This is a genomic window from Rhizobium sp. SRDI969 (genome assembly GCF_025152725.1).
Taxonomy (GTDB): Bacteria; Pseudomonadota; Alphaproteobacteria; order Rhizobiales; family Rhizobiaceae; genus Rhizobium; species Rhizobium leguminosarum_I.
The window spans coordinates 2,950,485-2,973,017 of record NZ_CP104035.1 but is presented as its reverse complement, the minus strand read 5'-3'; the positions used below and the strand labels follow the sequence as shown (position 1 = coordinate 2,973,017).

At 60.8% G+C, this 22,533-nt stretch carries 23 protein-coding genes; 10 read left to right on the top strand and 13 right to left on the bottom strand.

What is annotated here, in order from left to right; all coding sequences use genetic code 11:
• Positions 1–335 precede the first annotated feature (335 nt).
• The 6 genes from N2A41_RS14970 (at position 336) to N2A41_RS14945 (ending at position 5,077) form a co-directional block, all read left to right on the top strand.
• Positions 336–1,538, top strand: coding sequence for a pyridoxal phosphate-dependent aminotransferase (locus N2A41_RS14970; protein WP_003561278.1), 1,203 nt, complete (start codon positions 336–338; stop codon positions 1,536–1,538).
• A 102-nt stretch (positions 1,539–1,640) separates the two neighbouring features.
• A complete protein-coding gene (locus tag N2A41_RS14965) occupies positions 1,641–1,901 on the top strand; it encodes a type II toxin-antitoxin system Phd/YefM family antitoxin (protein WP_011652922.1) in 261 nt (86 codons plus the stop codon).
• 2 nt (positions 1,902–1,903) lie between these two features.
• The gene (locus N2A41_RS14960; RefSeq protein WP_260109126.1) at positions 1,904–2,290 is read left to right on the top strand and encodes a type II toxin-antitoxin system VapC family toxin; all 387 of its coding nucleotides are present in this window, start codon (positions 1,904–1,906) and stop codon (positions 2,288–2,290) included.
• Between the two features lie 198 nt (positions 2,291–2,488).
• On the top strand, positions 2,489–3,379 hold the full coding sequence (locus N2A41_RS14955) for a glycosyltransferase family 8 protein (protein ID WP_260109125.1): 891 nt from the start codon (positions 2,489–2,491) through the stop codon (positions 3,377–3,379).
• A 43-nt stretch (positions 3,380–3,422) separates the two neighbouring features.
• Entirely contained in the window at positions 3,423–4,292 is an 870-nt protein-coding gene (locus tag N2A41_RS14950) for a 3-deoxy-manno-octulosonate cytidylyltransferase (protein ID WP_260109124.1), read from the top strand.
• Positions 4,293–4,387: 95 nt separating this feature from the next.
• Positions 4,388–5,077 (top strand): glycosyltransferase, encoded by a 690-nt coding sequence (locus N2A41_RS14945; protein ID WP_260109123.1) that lies wholly within the window; start codon positions 4,388–4,390, stop codon positions 5,075–5,077.
• 40 nt (positions 5,078–5,117) lie between these two features.
• Here N2A41_RS14945 and N2A41_RS14940 read toward each other — a convergent pair whose 3' ends face one another.
• The gene (locus N2A41_RS14940; RefSeq protein WP_260109122.1) at positions 5,118–6,215 is read right to left on the bottom strand and encodes a calcium:proton antiporter; all 1,098 of its coding nucleotides are present in this window, start codon (positions 6,213–6,215) and stop codon (positions 5,118–5,120) included.
• Positions 6,216–6,446: 231 nt separating this feature from the next.
• Between N2A41_RS14940 and N2A41_RS14935 the strand changes: the two genes are divergently transcribed.
• Positions 6,447–6,728 (top strand): DUF2188 domain-containing protein, encoded by a 282-nt coding sequence (locus N2A41_RS14935; protein WP_017965291.1) that lies wholly within the window; start codon positions 6,447–6,449, stop codon positions 6,726–6,728.
• Between the two features lie 2 nt (positions 6,729–6,730).
• Here the strand turns inward: N2A41_RS14935 and N2A41_RS14930 are convergent, their stop codons facing one another.
• Together N2A41_RS14930 and N2A41_RS14925 are read right to left on the bottom strand one after the other, a co-directional pair.
• On the bottom strand, positions 6,731–7,246 hold the full coding sequence (locus N2A41_RS14930; protein ID WP_260109121.1) for a GrpB family protein: 516 nt from the start codon (positions 7,244–7,246) through the stop codon (positions 6,731–6,733).
• A 104-nt stretch (positions 7,247–7,350) separates the two neighbouring features.
• Positions 7,351–8,250, bottom strand: a complete 900-nt coding sequence (locus N2A41_RS14925) for a LysR family transcriptional regulator (RefSeq protein ID WP_260109120.1) — start codon at positions 8,248–8,250, stop codon at positions 7,351–7,353.
• A 94-nt stretch (positions 8,251–8,344) separates the two neighbouring features.
• Between N2A41_RS14925 and N2A41_RS14920 the strand changes: the two genes are divergently transcribed.
• Positions 8,345–9,367 (top strand): NAD-dependent epimerase/dehydratase family protein, encoded by a 1,023-nt coding sequence (locus tag N2A41_RS14920; protein ID WP_260109119.1) that lies wholly within the window; start codon positions 8,345–8,347, stop codon positions 9,365–9,367.
• On the opposite strand, the gene N2A41_RS14915 is transcribed toward N2A41_RS14920, so the two are convergent.
• The 6 genes from N2A41_RS14915 to trxB all read right to left on the bottom strand — a co-directional run bounded on the left by N2A41_RS14915 (position 9,364) and on the right by trxB (position 15,299).
• Positions 9,364–10,164: an aminoglycoside phosphotransferase family protein gene (locus tag N2A41_RS14915; RefSeq protein ID WP_260109118.1), complete on the bottom strand. Its 801-nt coding sequence runs from the start codon at positions 10,162–10,164 to the stop codon at positions 9,364–9,366. The genes N2A41_RS14920 and N2A41_RS14915 overlap by 4 nt on opposite strands.
• A 75-nt stretch (positions 10,165–10,239) precedes the next feature.
• Complete coding sequence (locus N2A41_RS14910; protein ID WP_260109117.1) at positions 10,240–11,364, bottom strand: alkene reductase; 1,125 nt, start codon at positions 11,362–11,364, stop codon at positions 10,240–10,242.
• A gap of 25 nt (positions 11,365–11,389) precedes the next feature.
• Positions 11,390–12,556: an MFS transporter gene (locus N2A41_RS14905; protein WP_260109116.1), complete on the bottom strand. Its 1,167-nt coding sequence runs from the start codon at positions 12,554–12,556 to the stop codon at positions 11,390–11,392.
• A 1-nt stretch (position 12,557) separates the two neighbouring features.
• Entirely contained in the window at positions 12,558–12,851 is a 294-nt protein-coding gene (locus tag N2A41_RS14900) for an ArsR/SmtB family transcription factor (RefSeq protein WP_011652911.1), read from the bottom strand.
• A gap of 554 nt (positions 12,852–13,405) precedes the next feature.
• Positions 13,406–14,302: a LysR family transcriptional regulator VtlR gene (locus tag N2A41_RS14895; protein WP_026154247.1), complete on the bottom strand. Its 897-nt coding sequence runs from the start codon at positions 14,300–14,302 to the stop codon at positions 13,406–13,408.
• A gap of 22 nt (positions 14,303–14,324) precedes the next feature.
• Complete coding sequence (trxB, locus tag N2A41_RS14890) at positions 14,325–15,299, bottom strand: thioredoxin-disulfide reductase (RefSeq protein ID WP_260109115.1); 975 nt, start codon at positions 15,297–15,299, stop codon at positions 14,325–14,327.
• A 230-nt stretch (positions 15,300–15,529) separates the two neighbouring features.
• Between trxB and N2A41_RS14885 the strand changes: the two genes are divergently transcribed.
• A complete protein-coding gene (locus tag N2A41_RS14885; protein WP_260109114.1) occupies positions 15,530–15,997 on the top strand; it encodes an Lrp/AsnC family transcriptional regulator in 468 nt (155 codons plus the stop codon).
• A 31-nt stretch (positions 15,998–16,028) separates the two neighbouring features.
• On the opposite strand, the gene N2A41_RS14880 is transcribed toward N2A41_RS14885, so the two are convergent.
• A complete protein-coding gene (locus tag N2A41_RS14880; RefSeq protein ID WP_260109113.1) occupies positions 16,029–17,375 on the bottom strand; it encodes a sigma-54-dependent transcriptional regulator in 1,347 nt (448 codons plus the stop codon).
• Between the two features lie 4 nt (positions 17,376–17,379).
• Complete coding sequence (locus N2A41_RS14875) at positions 17,380–19,248, bottom strand: ATP-binding protein (RefSeq protein WP_260109112.1); 1,869 nt, start codon at positions 19,246–19,248, stop codon at positions 17,380–17,382.
• Between the two features lie 224 nt (positions 19,249–19,472).
• Between N2A41_RS14875 and N2A41_RS14870 the strand changes: the two genes are divergently transcribed.
• Entirely contained in the window at positions 19,473–20,807 is a 1,335-nt protein-coding gene (locus N2A41_RS14870; RefSeq protein ID WP_170262666.1) for a dicarboxylate/amino acid:cation symporter, read from the top strand.
• Positions 20,808–20,879: 72 nt separating this feature from the next.
• Here N2A41_RS14870 and N2A41_RS14865 read toward each other — a convergent pair whose 3' ends face one another.
• Positions 20,880–21,938 (bottom strand): glycosyltransferase family 4 protein, encoded by a 1,059-nt coding sequence (locus N2A41_RS14865; protein WP_260056473.1) that lies wholly within the window; start codon positions 21,936–21,938, stop codon positions 20,880–20,882.
• 27 nt (positions 21,939–21,965) lie between these two features.
• On the bottom strand, positions 21,966–22,442 hold the full coding sequence (gene greA, locus N2A41_RS14860; protein ID WP_017965278.1) for a transcription elongation factor GreA: 477 nt from the start codon (positions 22,440–22,442) through the stop codon (positions 21,966–21,968).
• Between the last annotated feature and the right edge of the window lie 91 nt (positions 22,443–22,533).

Sequence of the window (22,533 nt, the reverse complement as noted above, 5' to 3'; positions counted from 1 at the left end):
TCTCGGCGCGCTCGCGACGGAATTGCGGCGTGGTGCGGCATTTGTTGCGGCTTATTCATGGCAATGGCCGAATTCGACGATGCCACTGATTTCAGGGGATAAATCCGGACGACCTCAGAGATTGATTCAAGATCTCCGCATGGTGTTTCAACCACGTGACATAGGCCTCTCCGAAGGGGGCGGCGTGCTGGACGGGCGGTGCGGCGAACCGATCAATAAGAATCATGCCACCATGACGCCTTTCCGCTTGAAATGCCGTCATACATTGGACATAGAGCTAACCGCAGAACTCCGGTCCCGGCTTTCTGCCCGTTTCAACCATTAGGACCGTTATCATGGCTTTCCTTGCCGATGCTCTTTCCCGTGTGAAGCCTTCAGCCACCATCGCCGTCTCCCAGAAAGCGCGCGAGCTGAAAGCAAAAGGACGTGACGTCATTGGTCTCGGCGCAGGTGAGCCGGATTTCGATACGCCCGATAATATCAAGACGGCCGCCATCGACGCGATCAACCGCGGCGAAACGAAGTACACGCCGGTCTCCGGCATTCCCGAGCTGCGCAAGGCGATCGCCGCCAAGTTCAAGCGCGAGAACGGCCTCGACTATTCCTGGGAGCAGACGATCGTCGGCACCGGCGGCAAGCAGATCCTTTTCAACGCCTTCATGGCAACGCTGAATCCCGGCGACGAAGTCGTCATCCCGGCGCCTTACTGGGTTTCTTATCCTGAGATGGTGGCGCTGTGCGGCGGCACGCCGGTTTTCGTTTCGGCCACCCAGGAGCATAACTTCAAGCTCCAGGCGGCCGATCTCGAAAAGGCGATCACGCCGAAGACCAAGTGGTTCATCTTCAACTCGCCGTCCAACCCGACGGGGGCGGCCTATACGCAGGACGAGCTGAAGGCGCTGACGGATGTGCTGATGAAGCATCCGCAGGTCTGGGTGCTGACCGACGACATGTACGAGCACCTGACCTATGGCGACTTCAAGTTCGTCACGCCTGTGGAAGTCGAGCCGAAGCTTTACGACCGCACGCTGACGATGAACGGCGTCTCCAAGGCCTATGCGATGACCGGCTGGCGCATCGGCTATGCGGCCGGTCCGATCCAGCTCATCAAGGCCATGGACATGATCCAGGGGCAGCAGACCTCGGGTGCGACGTCGATCGCCCAGTGGGCGGCTGTCGAAGCGCTGAACGGCACGCAGGACTTCATCCCTGAAAACAAGAAGATCTTCGAAGGCCGTCGCGATCTCGTCGTTTCGATGCTGAACCAGGCCAAGGGCATTGTCTGCCCGGTGCCGGAAGGCGCCTTCTATGTCTATCCGTCCTGCGCCGGCCTGATCGGCAAGACGGCGCCGTCGGGCAAGGTCATCGAGACGGACGAGGATTTCGTTTCCGAGCTTCTGGAAACGGAAGGTGTTGCCGTCGTTCACGGTTCGGCCTTCGGTCTTGGCCCGAACTTCCGCATCTCCTACGCGACTTCGGAAGAGCTGCTCGAGGAAGCCTGCCGCCGCATCCAGCGCTTCTGCGGCGCTTGCAAGTAAGCGGCTTACTGTAACGCCGATTGAGGGCCTGCCGGTGACGGCCGGCCTTTTTCAATTGCTCTGACATTGACGATGTAGCCGCATGTAGCTACATTTGCCATCATGAAAACCGTCTCGATCCGCGATGCGAAGAACCGCCTGACCGAACTCGCCCGTGAGGTTGAGGAAGGTGAAACCATTGTCGTGACACGCAACGGCCGGCCGGTGTTCGATCTCGTGCCGCATCAAAAACGCGGCGGTTTGAACCTGGAGGCCGGCGAAGCCTATCTTCGTTCCAAGGGTATCACGCGCACGGAGATGTATATCGCCGACGACTTCGACGATCCTTTGCCGGAAGATTTTCTTCTCAAGCCGCTGCCGTGATCATGCGTCTGCTGCTTGACACGCACATGGTGATTGCAGTTGCCCAGAAGAAACTGGCGGAGCGTTTTCCGCGTGCCGAGCAGGTGCTTTCGGACGGTGCCGCCATCGGTTTCGTCAGCGTCGCCAGCCTCTGGGAAATTGCCATCAAGACAAGGCTTGGAAAATTGCAGCCCGGATTGCCGCTCGAGACCATTCCCGTTTATCTCGGGGAGACCGGGCTGACGATCCTGCCCATCGATATCGCGCACGTCATCACCGCCGCCAACCCCGAGCCGGAGACGCGCGATCCCTTCGATCGCTTGCTGCTTGCGCAATGCAAGGTCGAGGGGCTGCAGCTTGCGACAGTGGACCGGCTGCTCGTCGATCATCCATTGGCGCTGCGGCTCTAAGTTCACGTTCCGATTCAATATGCTCCTCATCTGAATCCGCTTTGCCTTGCAAGTCGTTGAAATCCGATTCAAAACGTGACGCAGAGCGACGGTCCGGCGGGTGATCTGCGGTTGCGGGTTGGCATCAAACCAACTAGATATCCGGCATCAAGTTTAAATTGCCGCTTCGGGGGGGCTGGGATTTTGCAGCAGAGTGCCGTGATCGTCTGTTCGGATGTCAACATGCTGCCGGCCGCCTGCTGCACCCTGCTTTCGGTCAAGCGCAATCTCTCAGGTTCCACTGTTGAGTTCCTGCTTCTCGGCATCGACCTCAAGTCGAACGAGATCGCCGAGGTCGGAAATTTCGCGCGGCTGCACGACATGGGGATCAGGGTGCTGCCCTACAATACGCCGGATACGGCGCTGCAAGCGCGGGGTCGCTGGTCGGGGGCGACGCTGGCGCGGCTCTACATGGATCTGTACATTCCCGATCATGTCGAGCGGCTGCTCTATCTCGATGCCGATGTGCTTACGGTTGCGCCGGTCGACGATCTCTTCGCGATGGATCTGCGGGGCAAGGCGCTTGCTGCGGTCGACGACTATGTCATGGCCTTTCCCGAGAAGGCCGGGGCGCGGCAGCGCAAGATCGGCATGGGCCATGGCGGCCGCTACTTCAATGCCGGCGTACTGCTGTTCGACTGGTCCGTCTGCCGGGCGAGGGGGCTTTTCGCCAGGACCCGGGAAATCTTCGAGGAGCGGTCGCATCTGTTCGAGAACAATGACCAGGATGCGTTGAACGTCACGTTCGACCGCGACTGGCTGGTGCTCGATCCGCGCTGGAATACACAGACGGGCCTGCTGCCTTTCGTCGATCGGCCGGCCATCTTTCATTTCACCGGCCGGAAAAAGCCGTGGCAGGCCACCGTGCCCTGGGTGCACCGGCGGATGGCCAATCGTTATGCCGAAGATCTTCGCAACACACCCTGGGCGTCTTTCTGCAGGCAACCGTCGATGACGGACCGAGTGGCGGGCTTCCTCTCGCATGTGGGAAAGCAGATCGGCGGGCTGACGCGGCTTGCCCGGATGCGCGCCTATTTCAGCAACAGCTAGTCGGGCGGACCGCGTCGTCCTTGGAAAGTGCATGTGAGCCGATATGGAAGCAATCCCTAGCGATAACAAGGCTACGACCGCTCCGGACGGAGGCTTCAATTTCTTGACGCCGGAAGCGTGGAAGGCGCTGTTGTCGGGCTATTCCCATGTCGTGCTGGTCGCAAACAGCGAGGCGGTCGATCTCGAACGGCTGCGGGGCGAATTGCCTGAGACGGTGCTCTACGTCTTCTTCAACAAGGTCTATAAGGTGCTCGACGAACCCTTCGTCGGCCATTCCATGCTGGTTGCCCGCAGCGACGTAATGGGCGCCCATATCGTCCATCGGCGCGAAGCGGCGGATGTCTTGCGCTTCTTTGGCGGCGACGATTTCCTCGGCGTCGTCAACATCCGGGTCTCCGTCGAGGAAAATCTCAGCGAAAAGAGCTGCTTCGAAGGCGCTGAGGCCCGTCACCTTGATCTGACACAAATGCTCGCCGATCTCTATCCGATCGGCAAGATCGCGACGAGCGGCTTTGCGGTAGCGCTGTGGCTCGCCGATCTGCAGCTGCCGGGCAATATCCTGCTTGCCGGCTTTTCGGCGAAGCGGAGCGAGAAGTGGAAGGTGTTCGACGTGCACGATTGGACGTTCGAGCAGATCTTCCTGCGTCTCTTTGCGCGCATGGGGTCGATCTCCATGGTGGGCGGCGTCGATGCCAGCCCCTATTCGGCGCTCGCCAAACGGTTTCCTGAGGTGCCGCCGGTCGAGATCGCGATGACTGCGGCCGAGGTCTTGTCGGAGCGGCTCGACAATACGAACAGCCAGATCGACAGGCTGATGTCCGTCACCAAATTCATCCGCGCCGTCGACAATTTCTTTCGGCGGTTCAAACCGAAAACCCGCAAGCAGCGTTTTCTCGATAAGTCGAAGGGATGACTGTCGCAGGCCTTTGCTTACAGGCGTGGGTGGCCAAAAACGCTGTTTCCGATACCAATCAATTCATCTCTCTATACTGGCGATCGAGGTGGACAATGGAACAACAGAACGTCCGAATTTTCGTGGGATTCGATCCCAAGGAAGTGGTTGCCTACCACGTTCTCGTGCAGAGCATCATCGAGAAGTCGTCGATCCCGGTCGAGTTCTCGCCCATTGCGCTCTCCAATCTTGGCGGGATTTTCACCCGCCAGCGCAACGCGCTGCAATCCACGGAGTTCTCCTTCTCGCGTTTCCTGACGCCCTATCTGAGCGGTTACGAGGGCTGGAGCATCTTCATGGATTGCGACATGCTGATGCGTGCCGATATCGCCGAGCTTTGGGCATTGCGCGACGAGCGTTACGCCGTCATGTGCGTCAAACATGATTACCAGCCGAAGATCGACACCAAGTTCCTCGGGCAGGCACAGACCAAGTACGAAAAGAAGAACTGGTCGAGCTTCATCCTCTTCAACAATGACGAATGCCGCGCACTGACGCCCGACTACGTCAATACCGCGACCGGGCTGCAACTGCATCAGTTCAAATGGCTGGAGAATGAAGAGCTCATCGGCGAATTGCCGGTGACGTGGAATTACCTCGTCAATGAATACAACTACCGCGAAGACGCCAAGAACGTCCATTTCACCGATGGCGGGCCGTATTTCGAGGAATACAAGAACGACGATTACGCCGAGGAATGGTTCGCAGCCCGCGAACGCCTGCTCTTTGCCCAACAGCCCGCCTAAACAGCCTGTTCTTGCCCTTCCCCCGCGGGGGCGGGAGCCTTCAGAGCCCCAGCGCCGTCAGCATGACGAAGGTGGCGAAGAGGATGAAATGCGTCATGCCCTCGATAGCGTTGGTCTCGCCGTCGTTGAGGTTGATCGCGGCGGCAATCAGCGTGACCGCCACCATCACCGTCTGCACCGGGGTCATCGCCATGATGAAGGGCTGGCCGGTATAGAGCGCGATCGCTTCCATCACGGGCACGGTCAAGATGACCGTCGACAGCGAGGCGCCCATGGCGATGTTGACCGTCGCCTGCATGCGGTTCCTGAGTGCCGCCCTTAATGCGGTCAGGATCTCGGGTGCGGCCGAAATCGCTGCGACGACCACGGCGGTCACGGCGATCGGCGCGCCGCTATCGCGCAGGCCTTCGGTCATGAAGGCCGCCATGAACTCCGCCAGCAGGCCGATAATGACGACGCCGACGAGAATGGTGGCGATCGAGATCGCGGCCGACTCGTCGGCGCCATGCTCGTCGGGACTTTCCTTCTTTCGTTCGGAGCGCGGGTAACTGTAGCTGAAGAAATAGCTGTGCTGGCCAACCTGCATGCGCAGGAAGAGGCCGTAAAGCGCGATCATCGCGGCGATGGTGAAGGCGGAATAATAGTGCCATTTGTCGCTGGGCACGAATTCCGGCACAATCATCGAGATGCCCATCGCGGTGAGGATCATCACGCCGTAGGTCTTGCCGGAATTGTCGTTATAGGGCTGTTCGCCGTGCTTGAGGCCGCCGAGCAGAGCGGCCAAGCCGAGAATGCCGTTGATATCGAGCATCAGGGCCGAATAGATCGTGTCGCGCACCAGCGTCGGCGAGCTTTCGCCACTCATCATGATGGCGAGGATGATGACTTCGACGGCAACGGCCGAGAGCGTCAGGATCATCGTGCCGTAGGGATCGCCGACCTTGACGGCGAGCAGCTCGGCATGATGGGCAACGCGGATCGAGGCGAGCACGATGGTGCCGACCAGGGCAGCGGCGGCAATCAGCGCGACGCCGCGCCCCATCTCGATCACTGCGTGTTCCAAGAGATAGGCGATCGCTGCAACGACAAGTGCGGCGACCAGAAACTTTTCCTCTTTAAGGCGTGACGCGATCCCCAAGCCTCTGCTCCTGTTCAGATTCATACATTTTATTTAAGTCCCTGATTTCGCCTATCAAGAAAGCCGCGGTCGAGTGCCATTTGCAGTCTTCGGCGTTTAATGGAATACTGAATGTCATCGGGGCCGGAAAGCAGATCGCGGCGTCCTCGAATTCTCGTCAAGCGGCCGCGATGATCCGGATCCTGTCCGGAAGCATGCGAATGCGCAACAAGAAGATGAGGAGACGAATGCATGATCAAGGTGGTCTACGAAGTCGTGCCGCATGACGGCGGCTGGGCCTACAGGCTGGGAGGTGTCTATTCCGAGGCATTCCCGACCCATGCCGAGGCGCTCGAAGCTGCACGCATCGTCGCGGCCGAACAGCAGGTCGGCGGCGATTCCGCCGAGATCAGTTGGCAGGACGAGAACGGCAAATGGCATGAGGAATATGCCGAGGGCGGCGATCGGCCGGAAACCGAGGTGGTGGACGGCTTGTGGAAGGACCGTACAGCCGAAGCCTCGCAAGGCATCTGAAGCTAACCATCGCCCGTCAATGCCCGCGCGACGATCGTATCGACGAATTCGCGCTTATGCGCAGTATAGCGGTCGCCGTCCATCCTGAATTCGACTGCCAGGCTGCGTTTGAGCGCGGCATAATCGGCCGCCGCTTGCGGATGCGCGATGAGATAATCCCGGAAAGCCAGTCTGTTTCGATGCGTGCCGTTGCCGGAAGGGCAAAGGTAGACCCGTTCTGCCGGCACCGAACCTCTCGATAAAAACGCCCAGACATCGTCGTCATAGCGGTTGCCGCGCGGCTCATAGCCTTCGGCCAGAAGCACGCGTGTGGCGTCCTCGATATGCTCGAGGTCGGGAAGAACGATGTCGAGGTCGATAAGCGGCTTGGCCATCATGCCCGGTATGGACGTGCTGCCGATGTGATCGATGGCGAGCGCCTGCGGCAGCAAGGTTAGAAGCTTGCCGCGGATACGCTGAAAGGCTTGCGGCCATCGCGGATCGCAGGGCACGAGTTCAACCGCATGGTGCTTTGTCATTTGCATCCCGCCGGGGTGCGCGTCCGATAAGACGCGTTAAGGAGGTTCTATTGCTTCGAAATTTGCGCATGATTCTTTGCGAAAATCGATTCTGATTTTTGCGATTATGCGCTGGTCGAATATCGGAGATAGTCCTGAAGCCCCTTGACCAATACGTCAAAGGTAGCGCGGCAGCGCGGCGAAGACTTCAGGCTCTCATGCATCGCCACCCACGTGCCGAGCGGTAGGCTGAAGGCATCAGGCAGGATGTGAACCAAGTCGGGATTTTCGCGCGCGAGTCCTGTCTGGCAGATGCCGATGCCAACGCCGGCACGGATCGCCGAAAGCTGGGCGAGGTTGTTGTCGGAGCGGAAGGAGAATTCGATGCCAGGCACCGCATAGCGTTTCATCACCATACGGACATAGGCCGTCTGCCGGTCGAAGCCGATGAGGCGGTGGTTTGCGAGGTCAGCCAAGGTTTGCGGAATGCCGTATCGTTCGAGATAGCGGCGATGGGCGTGAAAGCCGAGCGGGATATCGCCGATGCGGCGCACGACGAGTGCAGTCTGCTGCGGCTCGGCCATGCGCACGGCGATATCGGCCTCGCGGTTCACCAGGTCCTCGATCGTATCGGATGCCGAGAGCTCGATCTGCAATTCGGGATAGGTTTCCTGCAGCGGTCCGAGAATTCCGGGCAGCACTTCGACGGCGATGACCTCACTGGCGCTGATCCTGACCGTTCCAGCCACGCGCTCGCGCTGGCCGGATGCGGTGCGTAAAAGGGCGGCCGTGGTTGCCGCCAGCGTCTCGGCGCAAGGCCTCAGCGCCAGTGCGGCGTCGGTTGGCAGCAGCCCATTCGGCGAGCGGGTGAAGAGTTCGGCGCCGATCGCTAGTTCCAGTGCGTCGACATGGCGGCCTATGGTCGGCTGGGTCAGCCCCAGTTCGCGGGCGGCGGCCGACAACGATCCCTGTTGGAGCACGGTCAGGAAACTGCGGTAGAAATCCCAGCTCGGTTCGGAGTTCATGTATTTTCGTATAGCAGATGCACTTCTTTCGTCAATTTCGTTTATCTCGCTCTGATGGCATGATCCTCTCATCCAATCGAAGGAGATGATTGTCATGAATAGCGAAATGAAAACGACGGCCCTCGTTCTCGGCGCCACCGGCGGTATCGGCGGCGCGGTTGCCCGCAGGCTGCTTGCGCGCGGCTGGCGCATCCGGGCGCTCAATCGTGATGCCGCCAAGGTGTCGAGGAACGAGCCAGCCTTCGACTGGATGCAGGGCGATGCGATGAATGCCGGCGACGTCCTGAAGGCGGCTGAAGGCGTCGGCCTTATCGTCCATGCCGTCAACCCACCCGGCTACCGCGACTGGGAAACGCTGGTGCTGCCGATGCTCGACAATACCATCGCCGCTGCTCGCGCCGTCGGCGCGCGAATCGTGCTGCCGGGCAACATCTATAATTTTGGTCCCGATGCCCTGCCGACGCCGACGGAAGAAAGCCCGCAGCATCCGACGACGAAGAAGGGGGCGATCCGCGTCGAAATGGAGGAGCGGCTGAAGGCGGCCTCGCAGTCCGGCGCCGGCGCCATCATCGTCAGGGCAGGGGATTTCTTCGGTCCAGGCACGACGGCCAACAGCTGGTTTTCGTCCGGTCTCGTGACCCCAGGCAAGCCCGTCGCCACGATCAGGAACCCGGGTCGGCGAGGCATCGGTCATCAATGGGCCTACCTGCCAGACATGGCGGAAACCATCGCCCAGCTCATCGAGCGGGCCGATCGGCTGCCGCCTTTCTCCGTCTATCACATGGAGGGCTTTTGGGATGCGGACGGCATGCAGATGGCCGAAGCAATCAAGCGCGTCGCCGGCGGCAAAGCAAAGATCGGCGGCTTTCCCTGGTGGATCGTGCCGCTGGCGGCGCCCTTCGTTCCGGTGATGCGGGAGATCAAGGAGATGCGTTATCTCTGGAAGCTGCCGGTGCGGATGCGGAACACCAGGCTTGTGGCCGAACTCGGCAAGGAGCCGCAGACGCCGATCGACGAAGCGGTCAGGACTTCGCTCGTGGCACTTGGCTGCCTGCCCGATTCGCACCATCAAGCCGCGGCAGACCTTATCGGGCAGCCGTCGCAGAACGCGGGTTAGCTCTCGAGTTCGGCCAGCGCGATCCGGGCGACCGTCAGGGCGGTTTCTGCCTGCTGAATATTCGGATCACCGAGGAACCAGGCGGCGGAAAGGCCGGAATAGGCGGCGATCCATTGGAGCAGCCGCTTCGGTTCCAGCTTCGCGTCCGTTGAGACGATGTCGAGCTGGCGGCGGAAACGGGCAGGATCGGTGATCGTTGGCAGTTCTTCGTTGGCGAAGATATTGGCGAAATCGAAGCCGCGCTCGCCGTACAGCCGCTTCGGATCGATCGCCAGCCAGCCGCGCGCCTCGAAATCGAGAATGTTGCCGTGATGGATGTCGCCGTGGAGGATGGTGACATCACGCTGATCGGCAAGGAGGACGTTGGCGATCGCCGAGCAATCGGCAAACGTGCCGCCATGCTTGCCCGCTGCCGGTTCCAGATCCCGAAACCAGCGGGTGAGAGGGATGGGATCGGGAGGTGGTTTTTCGCGCGGCGCATGCAGCCGTGCCGCCGTGCCGCAGAGGATGCGGCTTGCCTCATCGTCCTCGCCGTTCATTGCCATGGCAAGCAGCGAGCGTTTTCCCGTCGCCCGTTCCAGCAGCACGGCGTCGCCCTCATGGGCGTAGACATAGGCTGCGCCGTCACCGTCCCACCACTGCATCAGAAGAGCGCCGTATCGTTCGTCGATATCTGCCGCGACTTTCAGCATGGCGGGCTTATCCCGCCAGAGGACCGGGAGCAGGCGGCTTGAATGGGTGATGATGGGCTCGCCGTCTGATATTAGCGACCAGCGGTCAAGATAGGGAGCGAACATGGCGGCACCCTACAAAAACCCGTCGAAAATGGAAATCCCGCCTTTCGGCGGGATTCGCGTTCGCGTGTGAAAGCTTCAAGCGACCTTTTCGAGGATGGGATAGTCGATATAGCCCTTGCCGGTGCCGCCGTAGAAGGTCGACTGGTCGGGCGTGTTGAGCGGCAGATTGTGTTCCAGGCGCTCGACGAGATCGGGATTGGCGATGAAGGGCTTACCGAAGGCGACGAGATCGGCGCGGCCGCTTTCGACGGCGTCGATCGCCAGATCGCGATCGTAGCCATTGTTGACCATCCAGTCGGCCTTGCCGCCGGCCTCTTCATAAGTCTGGCGCAGCGCCTTGTAATCGAAGGAGGGATTGTCGCCCTGCTTGTAGTCGCGGTCGCCGCCGGTCTGACCTTCGATGACATGGATATAAGCGAGATCGTATTTGGCCAGGCCTTCGACGACATGGGTGAAGGTCGCCTGCGGATTGGAATCGTAGCTTTCGCCTGACGGCGTCACCGGCGAGATCCGGATCGCCGTGCGGCCCGCGCCGATTTCCTTCACCACGGCGTCGACGACTTCGAAGGTCAGGCGGGTGCGGTTTTCGATCGAGCCGCCATATGCATCAGTACGGTCATTGATACCGTCGCGGATGAAGTGGTCGAGCAGGTAGCCGTTGGCGCCGTGGATCTCGACACCGTCGAAGCCGGCGTCGATCGCCGCACGGGCAGCCTTGCGGTAATCCTCGATGATGCCGGGGATTTCGGCGGTATCGAGCGCGCGCGGCTCGGAGGTGTCGGCAAAGCTGCCGGTGCCGTCGGCATTGACCAGGTAGGTTTTGGCTTTGGCAATGCGATTGGTCGCGGAAACTGGCTTGCCATCGTTCGGCTGCAGCGTCGTGTGCGAGATGCGGCCGACATGCCACATCTGGACGACGATCTTGCCACCGGCTGCGTGAACGGCGTCGGTGACGCGCTTCCAGCCGTCGAGAGCCTCTTTGCTGTAGAGACCAGGCACGTTGGCATATCCCTGGCCCTGATGGGTGATCGCGGTTGCTTCGGTGATGATCAGGCCTGCTGTGGCGCGCTGGCGGTAGTATTCGACGTTGAGGTCGTTAGGAACTGCGCCCGGCGAGCGGTTGCGGGTGAGCGGCGCCATGACGACGCGGTTCTTGACTGATATGTCGCCGACTTTCGCGGGTTCGAAAAGCTTGGCCATGATGGTCCTTTCTTTTGCGGGAGGATCACTCGGCAGGGGCGAGGGCGGCCCGGCCCCTGGCGGAGAGATAGGTGAGCGCCGTCGCGCCGAGGCCGATCAGGGCCATCAAGGCTGCGGCGAGCGGAACGCGGGTGAGATCGAAGCCGGCGTCGATGACGAGGCCGCCCACCCAGGCGCCGAGCGCATTTCCGGTGTTGAAGGCGCCGATGTTGATCGTGGAGACGAGATTCGGCGCATCCTTGCCGTAGCCGACGACGCCGACCTGAAGCGCCGGCACGGCGGCAAAGCTTGCCATCGCCCAAAGGAAGAGGGTGATTTCGGCCGGGATGAAGAAGCGGCTCGTATAGCTGAAGGCGATCGAAGTGATGGCGATCGCGGCGAAGACGCCGGCAAGCGTTGCGCCGAGCCGCCAATCGGCAAGCTTGCCGCCGACGAGGTTGCCGATGGTCAGCCCAAGGCCGATCAGGAACAGCGTCCAGGTGACGCCTTCCGGCGACACGCCGGTGATGTCGCGTAGCAGCGGCGCGATATAGGTGAAGAGGGCGAACATAGAGGCGGCGAAGAAAACGGTGGTGGAGAGCGCCAGCCACAGGCGGCCATTCCGCAGGGCTGCGATCTCACGCAGAATGCTGCCGTTTTCTTGCTGCCTATCCTTGGGCAGGATGACGATCAGGCCTGATATGGTGACGATGCCGATGACAGTGACGATGACAAAGGTGGCGCGCCAGCCATAGGCTTGGCCGATCGCGGTGCCGAGCGGCACGCCGAGAACATTGGCAAGCGTCAGGCCGGTAAACATCAGCGCGACGGCGCGGGCCTTTCGGTCTTCGGCAACGAGGCCGGCGGCGACCACCGAGCCGATGCCGAAGAAGGCGCCGTGGCAAAGTGCCGTCACGACACGGGCGATCATCAGCACCCAATAGTCGCTCGCCAGTGCGCAAAGCAGGTTGCCGGCGATGAAGAAGGCCATCAGCGCAATCAGGGCGGTGCGGCGCTTCAGCTTCGCGGTCGAAATCGCCATCACAGGTGCCCCGATCGCGACCGCAAGGGCATAACCGGTCACCAGCCATCCGGCCTGCGGGATGCTGACCGAGAGATCGGCGGCAACCTCCGGCAACAGACCCATGATGACGAATTCGGTGGTGCCTATCGCAAACGAGCTCAAGGCAAGAACGAGGAGGGCGAGAGGCATTCTAGAGGTCCTGCGTCAGCTGCTTGAGGAAGGCGGCGATGGTTTCTTCGTTGCGCTTGTAAAAGATCCACTGGCCGACGCGTTTGGTGGTGACGAGGCCGGCGCGATGCAGCGTGCCGAGATGGGCCGAGACCGTCGACTGCGACAGGCCGCAGCGCTCGAACTGGCTGGCGCAGACGCCCATTTCAAAAGGATGCTCCTGCGAGGGGAAATGCTCCTCGGGATTTTTCAGCCAGTTCAGAATGTCCATCCGGGTCGGATGGGCGAGCGCCTTGATAATTTCGTCTTTATCCATCGTGGTTCGCCGAATTATAAATCGTTTCTGACCGATATATCAATCGTCTGACTTCGATATGCAAATCACGGAGGCGTGAGGCGTTGAGTTTTATTGAATGAGCAAATTTTGGGCAAAAAAAGAGGGCCACTGGAAAACCAGGGCCCTTATAATTGTGAAGGTCAAAAAACCTCCAGAGGGGAACAGCTAATGCGGTGGTACTGGGAGAGAAACCACAAGGTGCATCAGCTGAGGTCGATATGGTGCTTCCTTGAGCAGGTTTCAATGCTTTTTTGTGCATGTCTGCTATGCGCCGCACAAATTTTTTGCGGTGCGGCATTTCGTTGAGGAAGAAAGGCAAAAAAAGAGGGCCACTGGAAAACCAGGGCCCTTATAAGTGTGAAGGTCAAAAACCTCCAGAGGGGAACAGCTAATGCGGTGGAACTGGGAGGAAAAGCCACCATGTGCATCAGCTATGTGCGATATGGTGGTTTAATGGGCAAACGGCAACCCTCATTTGTGCATGCCAGTCATGCGTGTTCTGCATAGTCGGCAATTCTTCAATAAAACCAAGCTTAAAAGTTCCAGTTTCTGGCCTTGCTGACGATGAAATCGCGGAAGGCCTTCAGCTTGGCGGCGTTCTTGATCTCGTCGGGATAGCAGAAATACGTGTCGAAGGAAGGGACGTCGGCGTTGATCGCCAGTTGAATCAGGCCTGGGTCGCGGCCGACGATGTAATCCGGCAGGCAGGCGACGCCAATGCCGAGCAGGGCAGCGCGTTTGATCGAGGTCTGGCTGTTGATCTGCAGATGCGGAATACGCTTGTTGTCGGACGAGCGACCGGCGACCTCAAGCCAGTTGACGTCGAGCAGGTAGCTTGGCGCCGGCTCGCCGAAGGTGATGATGCGGTGACTGTCGAGATCCTCGACCTTTTGCGGCTCGCCATGACGATTGATGTAGGACGGGGCCGCATAGACGTGCATGTGCACGGTGAAGAGTTTGCGCTGGATGAGGTCGGATTGCTGCGGCTGGCGCAGGCGGATGGCGCAGTCGGCATGACGCATGTTCACATCCACTTCCTCGTTGTCGAGGATCAGCTGGATCTGCACATCGGGATAAAGCTGCAGGAATTCCTGGATCTTGTCGGTCAGCCAGCCCTGGCCGAGGCCGACCGTCGTCGTGACGCGCAGCTTGCCGGATGGCGTCTCGGTCGTCTCGGTGAGCTGCATCTTCACGGTTTCGAGCTTCAGCAGCACGTCATGGGCGGTGCGGTAAAGCAACTCGCCCTGTTCCGTCAGAATCAAGCCGCGTGCATGGCGGTGAAACAGCTTGGTGCCGACATCCTGCTCCAGGGCGCTGACCTGGCGGCTGATGGCGGATTGGGACAGATGCAGTTTATCCGCCGCATGCGTGAACGAACCCGCCTCGGCAGCTGCGTGAAAAATACGCAGCTTGTCCCAATCCAATGGCATTCCCCCACCCCTCATGCCGATCTTACTCCGCGGCCACGGCGACGGGCATGTTGCCCGTCAAGTATCGCTCGGCTTCAAGTGCAGCCATGCACCCCAAGCCGGCGGCAGTGATCGCCTGGCGGAATGTGTCATCCGTCACGTCGCCTGCTGCATAGACCCCCTCCAGGCTGGTCGCGGTCGAATCCGGCGCAGTCCAGAGATAACCATTGTCCTTCAGCTTCAGCTTGTCTTTGAAGAGCTCGGTTGCCGGCGCATGGCCGATCGCGACGAAGACGCCATCGATCGCCACTTCGGTGATCGTGCCGGTTCTGACATCGCGCAGGCGCGCGCCGGATACGGATTGCGGCATCGGCGGCTTGGCCGGCGTGCCGGTAATCTCGCCCACTTCGGTATTCCACAGCACCTTGACATTGTCCTTGGAGAACAGGCGTTCCTGCAGAATCTTCTCGGCTCGGAAGAAGTCGCGGCGGTGCACTAATGTCACCGACTTGGCGATGTTGGAGAGATAGAGCGCCTCCTCGACGGCGCTGTTGCCGCCGCCAACCACAATCACATCCTTGTTGCGATAGAAGAAACCGTCGCAGGTGGCGCAGGCCGAAACGCCAAAGCCCTGGAAATGCTGCTCGCTCTCGATGCCGAGCCATTTGGCCTTGGCGCCGGTGGCAATGATCAGCGTATCGGCGGTCCAGACCTGGCCGCTGTCGGTGCGGGCGACGAAAGGACGCTGGTTCATGTCGACTTCGGTCACGAGGTCGTTGACGATCTCGGCGCCGACATGTTTTGCCTGCTGCAGCATCTGTTCCATCAACCAGGGACCTTGGATCGGATCAGCAAAGCCCGGATAGTTTTCGACATCAGTGGTGATCATCAGCTGGCCGCCCTGTTCGAGACCGGCGATCAAAACCGGTTTCAGCATGGCGCGCGCGGCATAGACCGCGGCGGTATAGCCTGCGGGTCCGGAACCGATGATGAGCACCTTGGTATGGCGGGCGGGCATGTCATTTCCTTTCGACTGGCAGGAGGGCGGCGGCTAATGAGCGATTGCGGCCGTTTCGCGGTCCTGCGCCATTTATGAACGTCCAATGCTTTTATTCAAGGGCAGCCTTGCGTTACCAACAAGGCAAATCGCCCAGATGTGCAAGAATCCGTCATCGGCGTGAAACTTTCTTGCGTATTCCGCGGCTTTATATAGAAGCTCGCCGCGGAGAATTAAAGAAAGGCAATGATGTGGGTCGTGCGGAACTCGACGTCATCGATATAAAGATACTCCGGGAGCTGCAGGCCGACGGCCGCATGACCAATGTGGAGCTTGCCGATCGCGTCGGCATCTCGGCGCCGCCGTGCCTGCGCCGGGTGCGCAAGCTCGAGGAAGCCGGCATCATCGAGAGCTATCACGCGATGCTGAATAGCCCGAAGCTCGGATTCGACCTCGTCGCTTTTTGCATGGTGGGCCTCAAGCATCAGTCGGAAGGCAATCTCAAGGCGTTTGCCGCCGCCACCGCCGAATGGCCGCTGGTGCGCCAGGCCTGGATGGTCTCCGGCGACAGCGATTTCCTGCTGCATTGCGTGGCGGAGAACCTCACCCGCTTTCAGGATTTTGTCATCGAGGTGCTGACGGCGAACGAACATGTCGATACCGTGCGCACCATGCTGACGATCCGGCAGGTGAAGAAGCTGGGACTGGTGGAAGTCTAACGCCACTCGGCAGATCAAACATCATCGACAACTACTTGCGCGAGATATAGCCGCCCCGGTTGATGCCGTGGCGCTGGAGTTTGTCGTAAAACGTCTTTCTCGGAATGCCGAGCGCCTCGATGGTGCGGCGGACGTCGCCGTCATTGGCCGACAGCGCGTCGCGAATGATCTCCGCCTCGTAGCGCTCCAGCCGTTCGGGAAGCGTCGCATCCGTCGGCTGCGGAGGGACCGCTGCCGTTCCACCGCCTTCCACGCCAAGCACGACGCGTTCGGCATAATGCGAGAGTTCGCGGACATTCCCCGGCCATGTGTGCGAGGCGAGATGCTGCCGCACATCCGGGGAAAGCGGCGGGACATCGCGACGGAAACGCTCCGCGGCGCGAGCGGCGAAGTGGGAAAACAGCAGCGGAATGTCGTCGCGGCGTTCTCTCAGCGGCGGAATGGAGATCGTCACGACGTTCAGCCTGTAATAGAGATCCTCGCGAAAATCGCCGCGCACCGAAGGATCCCCGAGGTCGATCTTGGCGGCCGCGACGACGCGAAGATCGACCGGACGCACCTCATTGGTGCCGAGCGGCGTGATCTCGCGCATCTCCAGCACCCTCAGCATCTTGACCTGGGTGGCGGCCGGCATGCTTTCGATCTCGTCGAGGAACAGCGTGCCGCCGCTCGCATGTTCGATGCGGCCCGTGCGGCGCTTCTGGGCGCCGGTAAAGGCGCCGGCCTCGTGGCCGAACAGTTCGCTTTCGATGACGGTTTCGGGCAGGGCGCCACAATTCAGCGCCACGAAATTGCCCTTCCGGCGGTGGCTCCACTGATGCAGGATCTGGGCTACCACTTCCTTGCCGCTGCCCGTTTCGCCTGCGACAAGCACGTCCACATCGGTATCGGCGATGTGGCGAAGGATGTTTCTAAGATTTTCCATGACAGGCGTCTGGCCGATCAGCGGCAAATTCTCCTGCGCATCTTCGGCTGCTTTCCGCAGCATGCGGTTTTCCAGAACAAGCCGCCGCTTCTCGCTTGCGCGACGCACGCTCTGGACGAGCCGATCGGCTGCGAAGGGCTTGGCGATGAAATCATAGGCGCCGTCCTGGATCGCCTGAACGGCCATGGGAATATCACCGTGGCCGGTCATCAGGATTACCGGCAGGTCGGCATCGACGCTCTGGAGCGTGGCGAAGAGTTGCAGTCCGTCGATCTCCGGCATGCGGATATCGGTGACGACGGGGCCAGCAAAGTCCGCCGACAGATCCGCCAGCGCGGCTTTCGCGCCATCATAGGCGGAAACGGAAAATCCTGCGAGTTCGAGCGTCTGCGCGGTGGCGCGGCGCAGGTCCTCGTCGTCGTCGATCAGCGCAACAGGGGTCGGCGTTTCCATGATCTCAAGCCTTCCTCAGCTGAACGATGAACCGGGTTCCGCTATTGCCGCTTAAAACCTCCATCCGGCCGCCATAGTCGCCGACGATATCCTTGGAGATCACCAGGCCGAGGCCGAGACCGCTTTCCTTCGAGGTATTGAACGGCGTGAACAAGCCCTTCCGAATATCAGGCGGGATGCCGGGACCGTTGTCGTCGACCGTGACCGTTACCATCCCTGCATCGGTGTATGTTCTGACCTCGACGCGACCCTCTCCGGCCTTCGGCGCTACCGCCTCCAGGGCATTCTGAAGCAGATTGATCAGCACCTGCTCGAGACGGATCCGGTTTCCCATCACCTGCAGTTCGGCGGGCGGCAGGTCGATGTCGAGCGTATCCATGCGGCCGGCAAACCGGCTGCGCAACAGCATCACGGCGCCCTCGATGACGTCCTTCAATCCGGTTGGTTCGGCGCTGCCGCGGCCCTTGCGCGCAAAGGTCTTCAATTCATCGGTGATCGAACCTATGCGTTCCGTCAGCGCCGCAATATTTTCGAGATTTTCGCCGGCAGGCGCCGTCTGGCCGCGATCGAGGAAGGTGCGGGCGTTATCGGCATAGGCGCGGATGGTCGCGACCGGCTGGTTGATTTCATGGGCGACGCCGGCGGCCACCTGACCCAGGATGGCCAGCCGGTTGGCCTGCACCAGATCCTGTTGCACTGCCTGCAGCTTCTGTTCCGTGCTCTTGTGGCCGATGATTTCAGCCTGCAGCCGGTCCCGAGCCTGGCTGAGATCCAGCGTCCGCTCGACTACCCGCCGTTCCAGTTCCTCCCGCGCCTGCTGTTCGCTGGAGATCCGCAGGGTGATCATATGGCGGCGGCGCAACAGGAAGGCTGCTCCGGCCAGCAGCGGCAGGAGTATCAGCAATGCCAGCATGCGGGCTTCGCGAATCCCCGCATCGACGGATGACCCCAGCGCCACCAGATGCTGCAAATGCCATCCGGTCGCCGGCACCGACGTTGCGACATCGAGAAACCTGGTTTTCCCTGCATCGCCCGGCATGACGATCTCGACGATATCGAGCCCGTCGCCGAGATTTCGGACCATGTCGAGCGGTAGAGGCTGAAGCGGCGCAGCGCCGAATTGAAGGCTTTCGCGGATCGCCGTCAGCCGGTCTTCGGCGATCCGGCCGATCGTCATGAATCGCCATGACGGGATGCTGGTGATGAGGACAATGCCGCGCTCGTCAACGACGTAGGACGGGGTGCCCGAGGCGTTCCAATCCGCCTCGACGTCGTCGAATTCGACCTTGACCACAACGACGCCCAGCAGGCCATTGCTGCCCGAAATCCGCTGGGAGATATAGAGACCCGGCTTCTTGCTGACCGTGCCGAGCGCGAAGTGCTCGGCCTGTCCTCTTTCGGCCGCCCCCTGAAAATACTCGCGGAAACGATAGTCATTACCGACGAAGCTCGTCGGTTCGCGCCAGTTGCTGGCCGAAACCGCCATGCCGTCCTTGTCGATGACATAGATGACGGCGGCCTTCGTGCCCGCCGTCAGCATTTCCAGCTTCTGACTGAGCCGCTCGAATGTGCCGGCATCGTTTCCCGCTAGAGCCGCGGCGAGAGCCACGTCCTGCGACAGCACGAAGGGAAGCGCTCGGTATTTTTCGAGAACCGTGCGCAGCAAAGCCGCATTCAGCCTCGCATCCATGCGGGCCTGTTCCTCGAGGGCAGCCTCCGCCCGATGGCGGCCGATCTCGCCGCTTACCCACAGGCTGGCCACGACGGCGACAAGGGCGAGCACAGCATAGGCCCACCATGTCCGGCGGATGCGGTGATGCAAGGGTAGAGAAGGCCACAATTTCGGCGACACGGACATGGCAGATTTGTGCATTTTTCTGCACGAAACGCAAACGCATTTGTGCGGATTTCCGCATTTCTTAATTAGTTATCCGTAGTTTGATAAATTTTTTTGTAACGAAATCAATTGTTTGTCTGGTGGCGTAAAACTGGCACGCCGATTGCGAAAGGAATGCCAACAACGGCTGAGCTGTTGGACTTGAAGCGAACGGCTCGGGAGGCCGGAGTTCGTTCCGGACGAGCCATTAGGAGGATATCATGATCGCAGCACCAATCGATGCAGTTGCAGGCAGCAAGGGCAAAAAGCCCTTTTATAGCCATCTTTACGTTCAGGTTCTCGCGGCTATCGCCGCGGGTATCCTGCTCGGCCATTTCTATCCCGAATTCGGTACCCAGTTGAAGCCGCTTGGTGATGCCTTCATCAAGCTCGTCAAGATGATCATCGCCCCGGTCATCTTCCTGACGGTCGCGACCGGCATTGCCGGCATGAGCGACCTGCAGAAGGTCGGCCGCGTCGCAGGCAAGGCGATGCTCTACTTCCTGACCTTCTCGACGGCGGCGCTTATCATCGGCATGATCGTCGCCAATGTCGTCCAGCCCGGGGCCGGCATGAACATCGATCCGGCCTCGCTGGACCCGGCGGCGGTCGCCAGCTACGCCGCAAAGGCGCATGAGCAGAGCGTCGTCGGTTTCCTGACCAACATCATCCCGACGACGATCGTCGGCGCCTTTGCCGATGGCGACATTCTGCAGGTGCTGTTCTTCTCGGTGCTCTTTGGTATCGCGCTCGCGATGGTCGGCGAAAAGAGCGAACCGGTCGTCAACTTCCTCAATGCCCTGACTGCGCCCGTGTTCAAGCTTGTCGCCATCCTGATGAAGGCTGCCCCGATCGGTGCGTTCGGCGCCATGGCATTCACCATCGGCAAGTACGGCGTCGGGTCGATCGCCAACCTCGCCATGCTGATCGGCACCTTCTACCTCACCTCGCTGCTCTTCGTCCTCGTCGTTCTCGGCGCTGTTGCCCGCTACAATGGCTTCTCGATCGTGGCGCTGCTGCGCTACATCAAGGAAGAACTGCTACTGGTCCTCGGCACGTCGTCTTCGGAGGCCGCCCTTCCGGGACTGATGAACAAGATGGAAAAGGCCGGCTGCAAGCGCTCGGTCGTCGGTCTCGTCATCCCGACAGGCTATTCCTTCAATCTTGACGGCACCAACATCTACATGACGCTGGCGGCGCTGTTCATCGCCCAGGCAACCGGCATCCATCTCTCCTGGGGTGACCAGATCCTGCTGCTCTTGGTGGCGATGCTGAGCTCCAAGGGTGCCGCAGGCATCACCGGCGCCGGCTTCATCACGCTTGCCGCGACGCTCTCCGTCGTGCCCTCCGTGCCGGTCGCCGGCATGGCGCTCATCCTCGGCATCGACCGCTTCATGTCGGAATGCCGGGCGCTGACCAACCTCGTCGGCAATGCGGTTGCAACGATCGTCGTGGCGCGTTGGGAAAACGAGCTGGATACGGCGCAGCTTGCTGCGGCGCTGGGTGGCCAGACCGGAGAGGATACTTCGGCTGCCGGGTTGCAGCCGGCCGAATAACCAGCCGGACTGTTCGCAGTCCTAGAATTCTTGCAACGGCCCGTTATCCGACGGGCCGTCCTCTTTTCCGCCTCAGCTGCGATTGTCGCCGAGAAGGCTGTTGTAAACGGCGCCGATCGCGCTCGCTTCCTTCTCCAGCGCGAAATTCGCCCTGACATGCCGCAGCGCATTCTCGCCATGCGCGATCGCCAGAGCGGGTTCTGCGATGTAGGGCGCGATTGCCCGCGTCAGCGCTTCGCCATCGCCGGCGGCGACGACCGAGCCTGTCTCGCCCGTGACGATGAGTTCGGCATAGGCGCCCGCATCCGATGCCACCACCGCGGTGCGCGAAGCCATGGCTTCGAGCGGCGTCAGGCCGAAGCCTTCGTTGCGAGAAGGGGCGACGTAAAGCGTCAGGCGGCGATACCAGACCTTGATGTCAGGCACTTCGCCGAGAAAGAGGATGCGGTCGCTCAGCCCGGCGGCGGCGACATCCGCCTTGAGACTGTCTGCGAATGCCGCGTGCTCCGCGGTCACGCGGCCGGAGACGACGGCCGTCCATTGTGGGTGCTGCGGCAGCAGTTCGATCATCGCCCTGACGAAAAGATCAGTGCCTTTCTGATGGCGCACGCGGCCGAAACAGCCGACCAGATGGCGGCCGGGCAGGCCGGTGGCGGCGATGCCGTCCTCTGCGGTTTCCGGCGGATGGAACAGCGCAAGGTCAACGCCGTGCTGGATGACCGTGTGCGGCACCTCGAGGAACGAGCCGGAACGGTCACTGGTCGCGATGACAGCGTCCATGCGGCGGATCAGCCATTTCGTATAGGCGGTGTGGCGGCGTTGCGCCGCCGAGGTGAAGAGAAGCTTCAGCGGCATGCGCGTGAGATGGCGAAGCAGGATGCCGACGGCCATCTCGTTGTTGCGGCGAGCGTGCCAGATACGCCGGCGCCGGCGCGCAGGCGGGCGCCAGAGGCCGAGGAGCTGCCGCCATTTAAGTTTCGGCAGGTCCTCCGGCAGGCCGGGACCGAGTGTCGCGATCTTGATGCCGAGCCGGATCTGGCACGGGATGAGCTGGACGATGGTCGACGTGACGCCGGAGAGCCGGCGCTTGAAATTAGGCGCGATGATCTCGACGTCACGAATATCCGGCAAGGGAGGGGTCTCGCGGCTGGCGGGCGATCAGCCCCAGGAAACCTGAAGGATCTCGTAGGCCTTGGAGCCACCCGGCGCGTTGACCTCGATGGAATCGCCGACTTCCTTGCCGATCAGCGCTCGGGCGATCGGCGAAGAGATGGAGATGCGGCCAGCCTTGACGTCGGCTTCCTGGTCGCCAACGATCTGGTAGGTCTTTTCTTCCTCGGTGTCCTCGTCGACGAGCTTCACCTTGGCGCCGAACTTGATCTTGTCGCCCGACATCTTGGTGAGGTCGATGACCTCGGCGCGCGCCGTCAGGTCTTCCAGCTCGCTGATGCGGCCTTCATTGTGGCTCTGGGCTTCCTTGGCGGCGTGGTATTCGGCGTTTTCGGAAAGGTCGCCATGGGCACGGGCTTCGGCGATCGCCTCGATGATTCGCGGGCGCTCCTCCTGCTGGCGCCAGCGCAGCTCTTCCTGCAGCTTGACGAAACCGCCCTGTGTCATCGGTACCTTTTCAACCATTTTTCTGTCCTTCAATCCTTGTATCCGCACAATCAGCGGCGAACACAAAAGAAAACAGGTCCCGAAGGGGAGCTTCGGAACCGTGCCACAA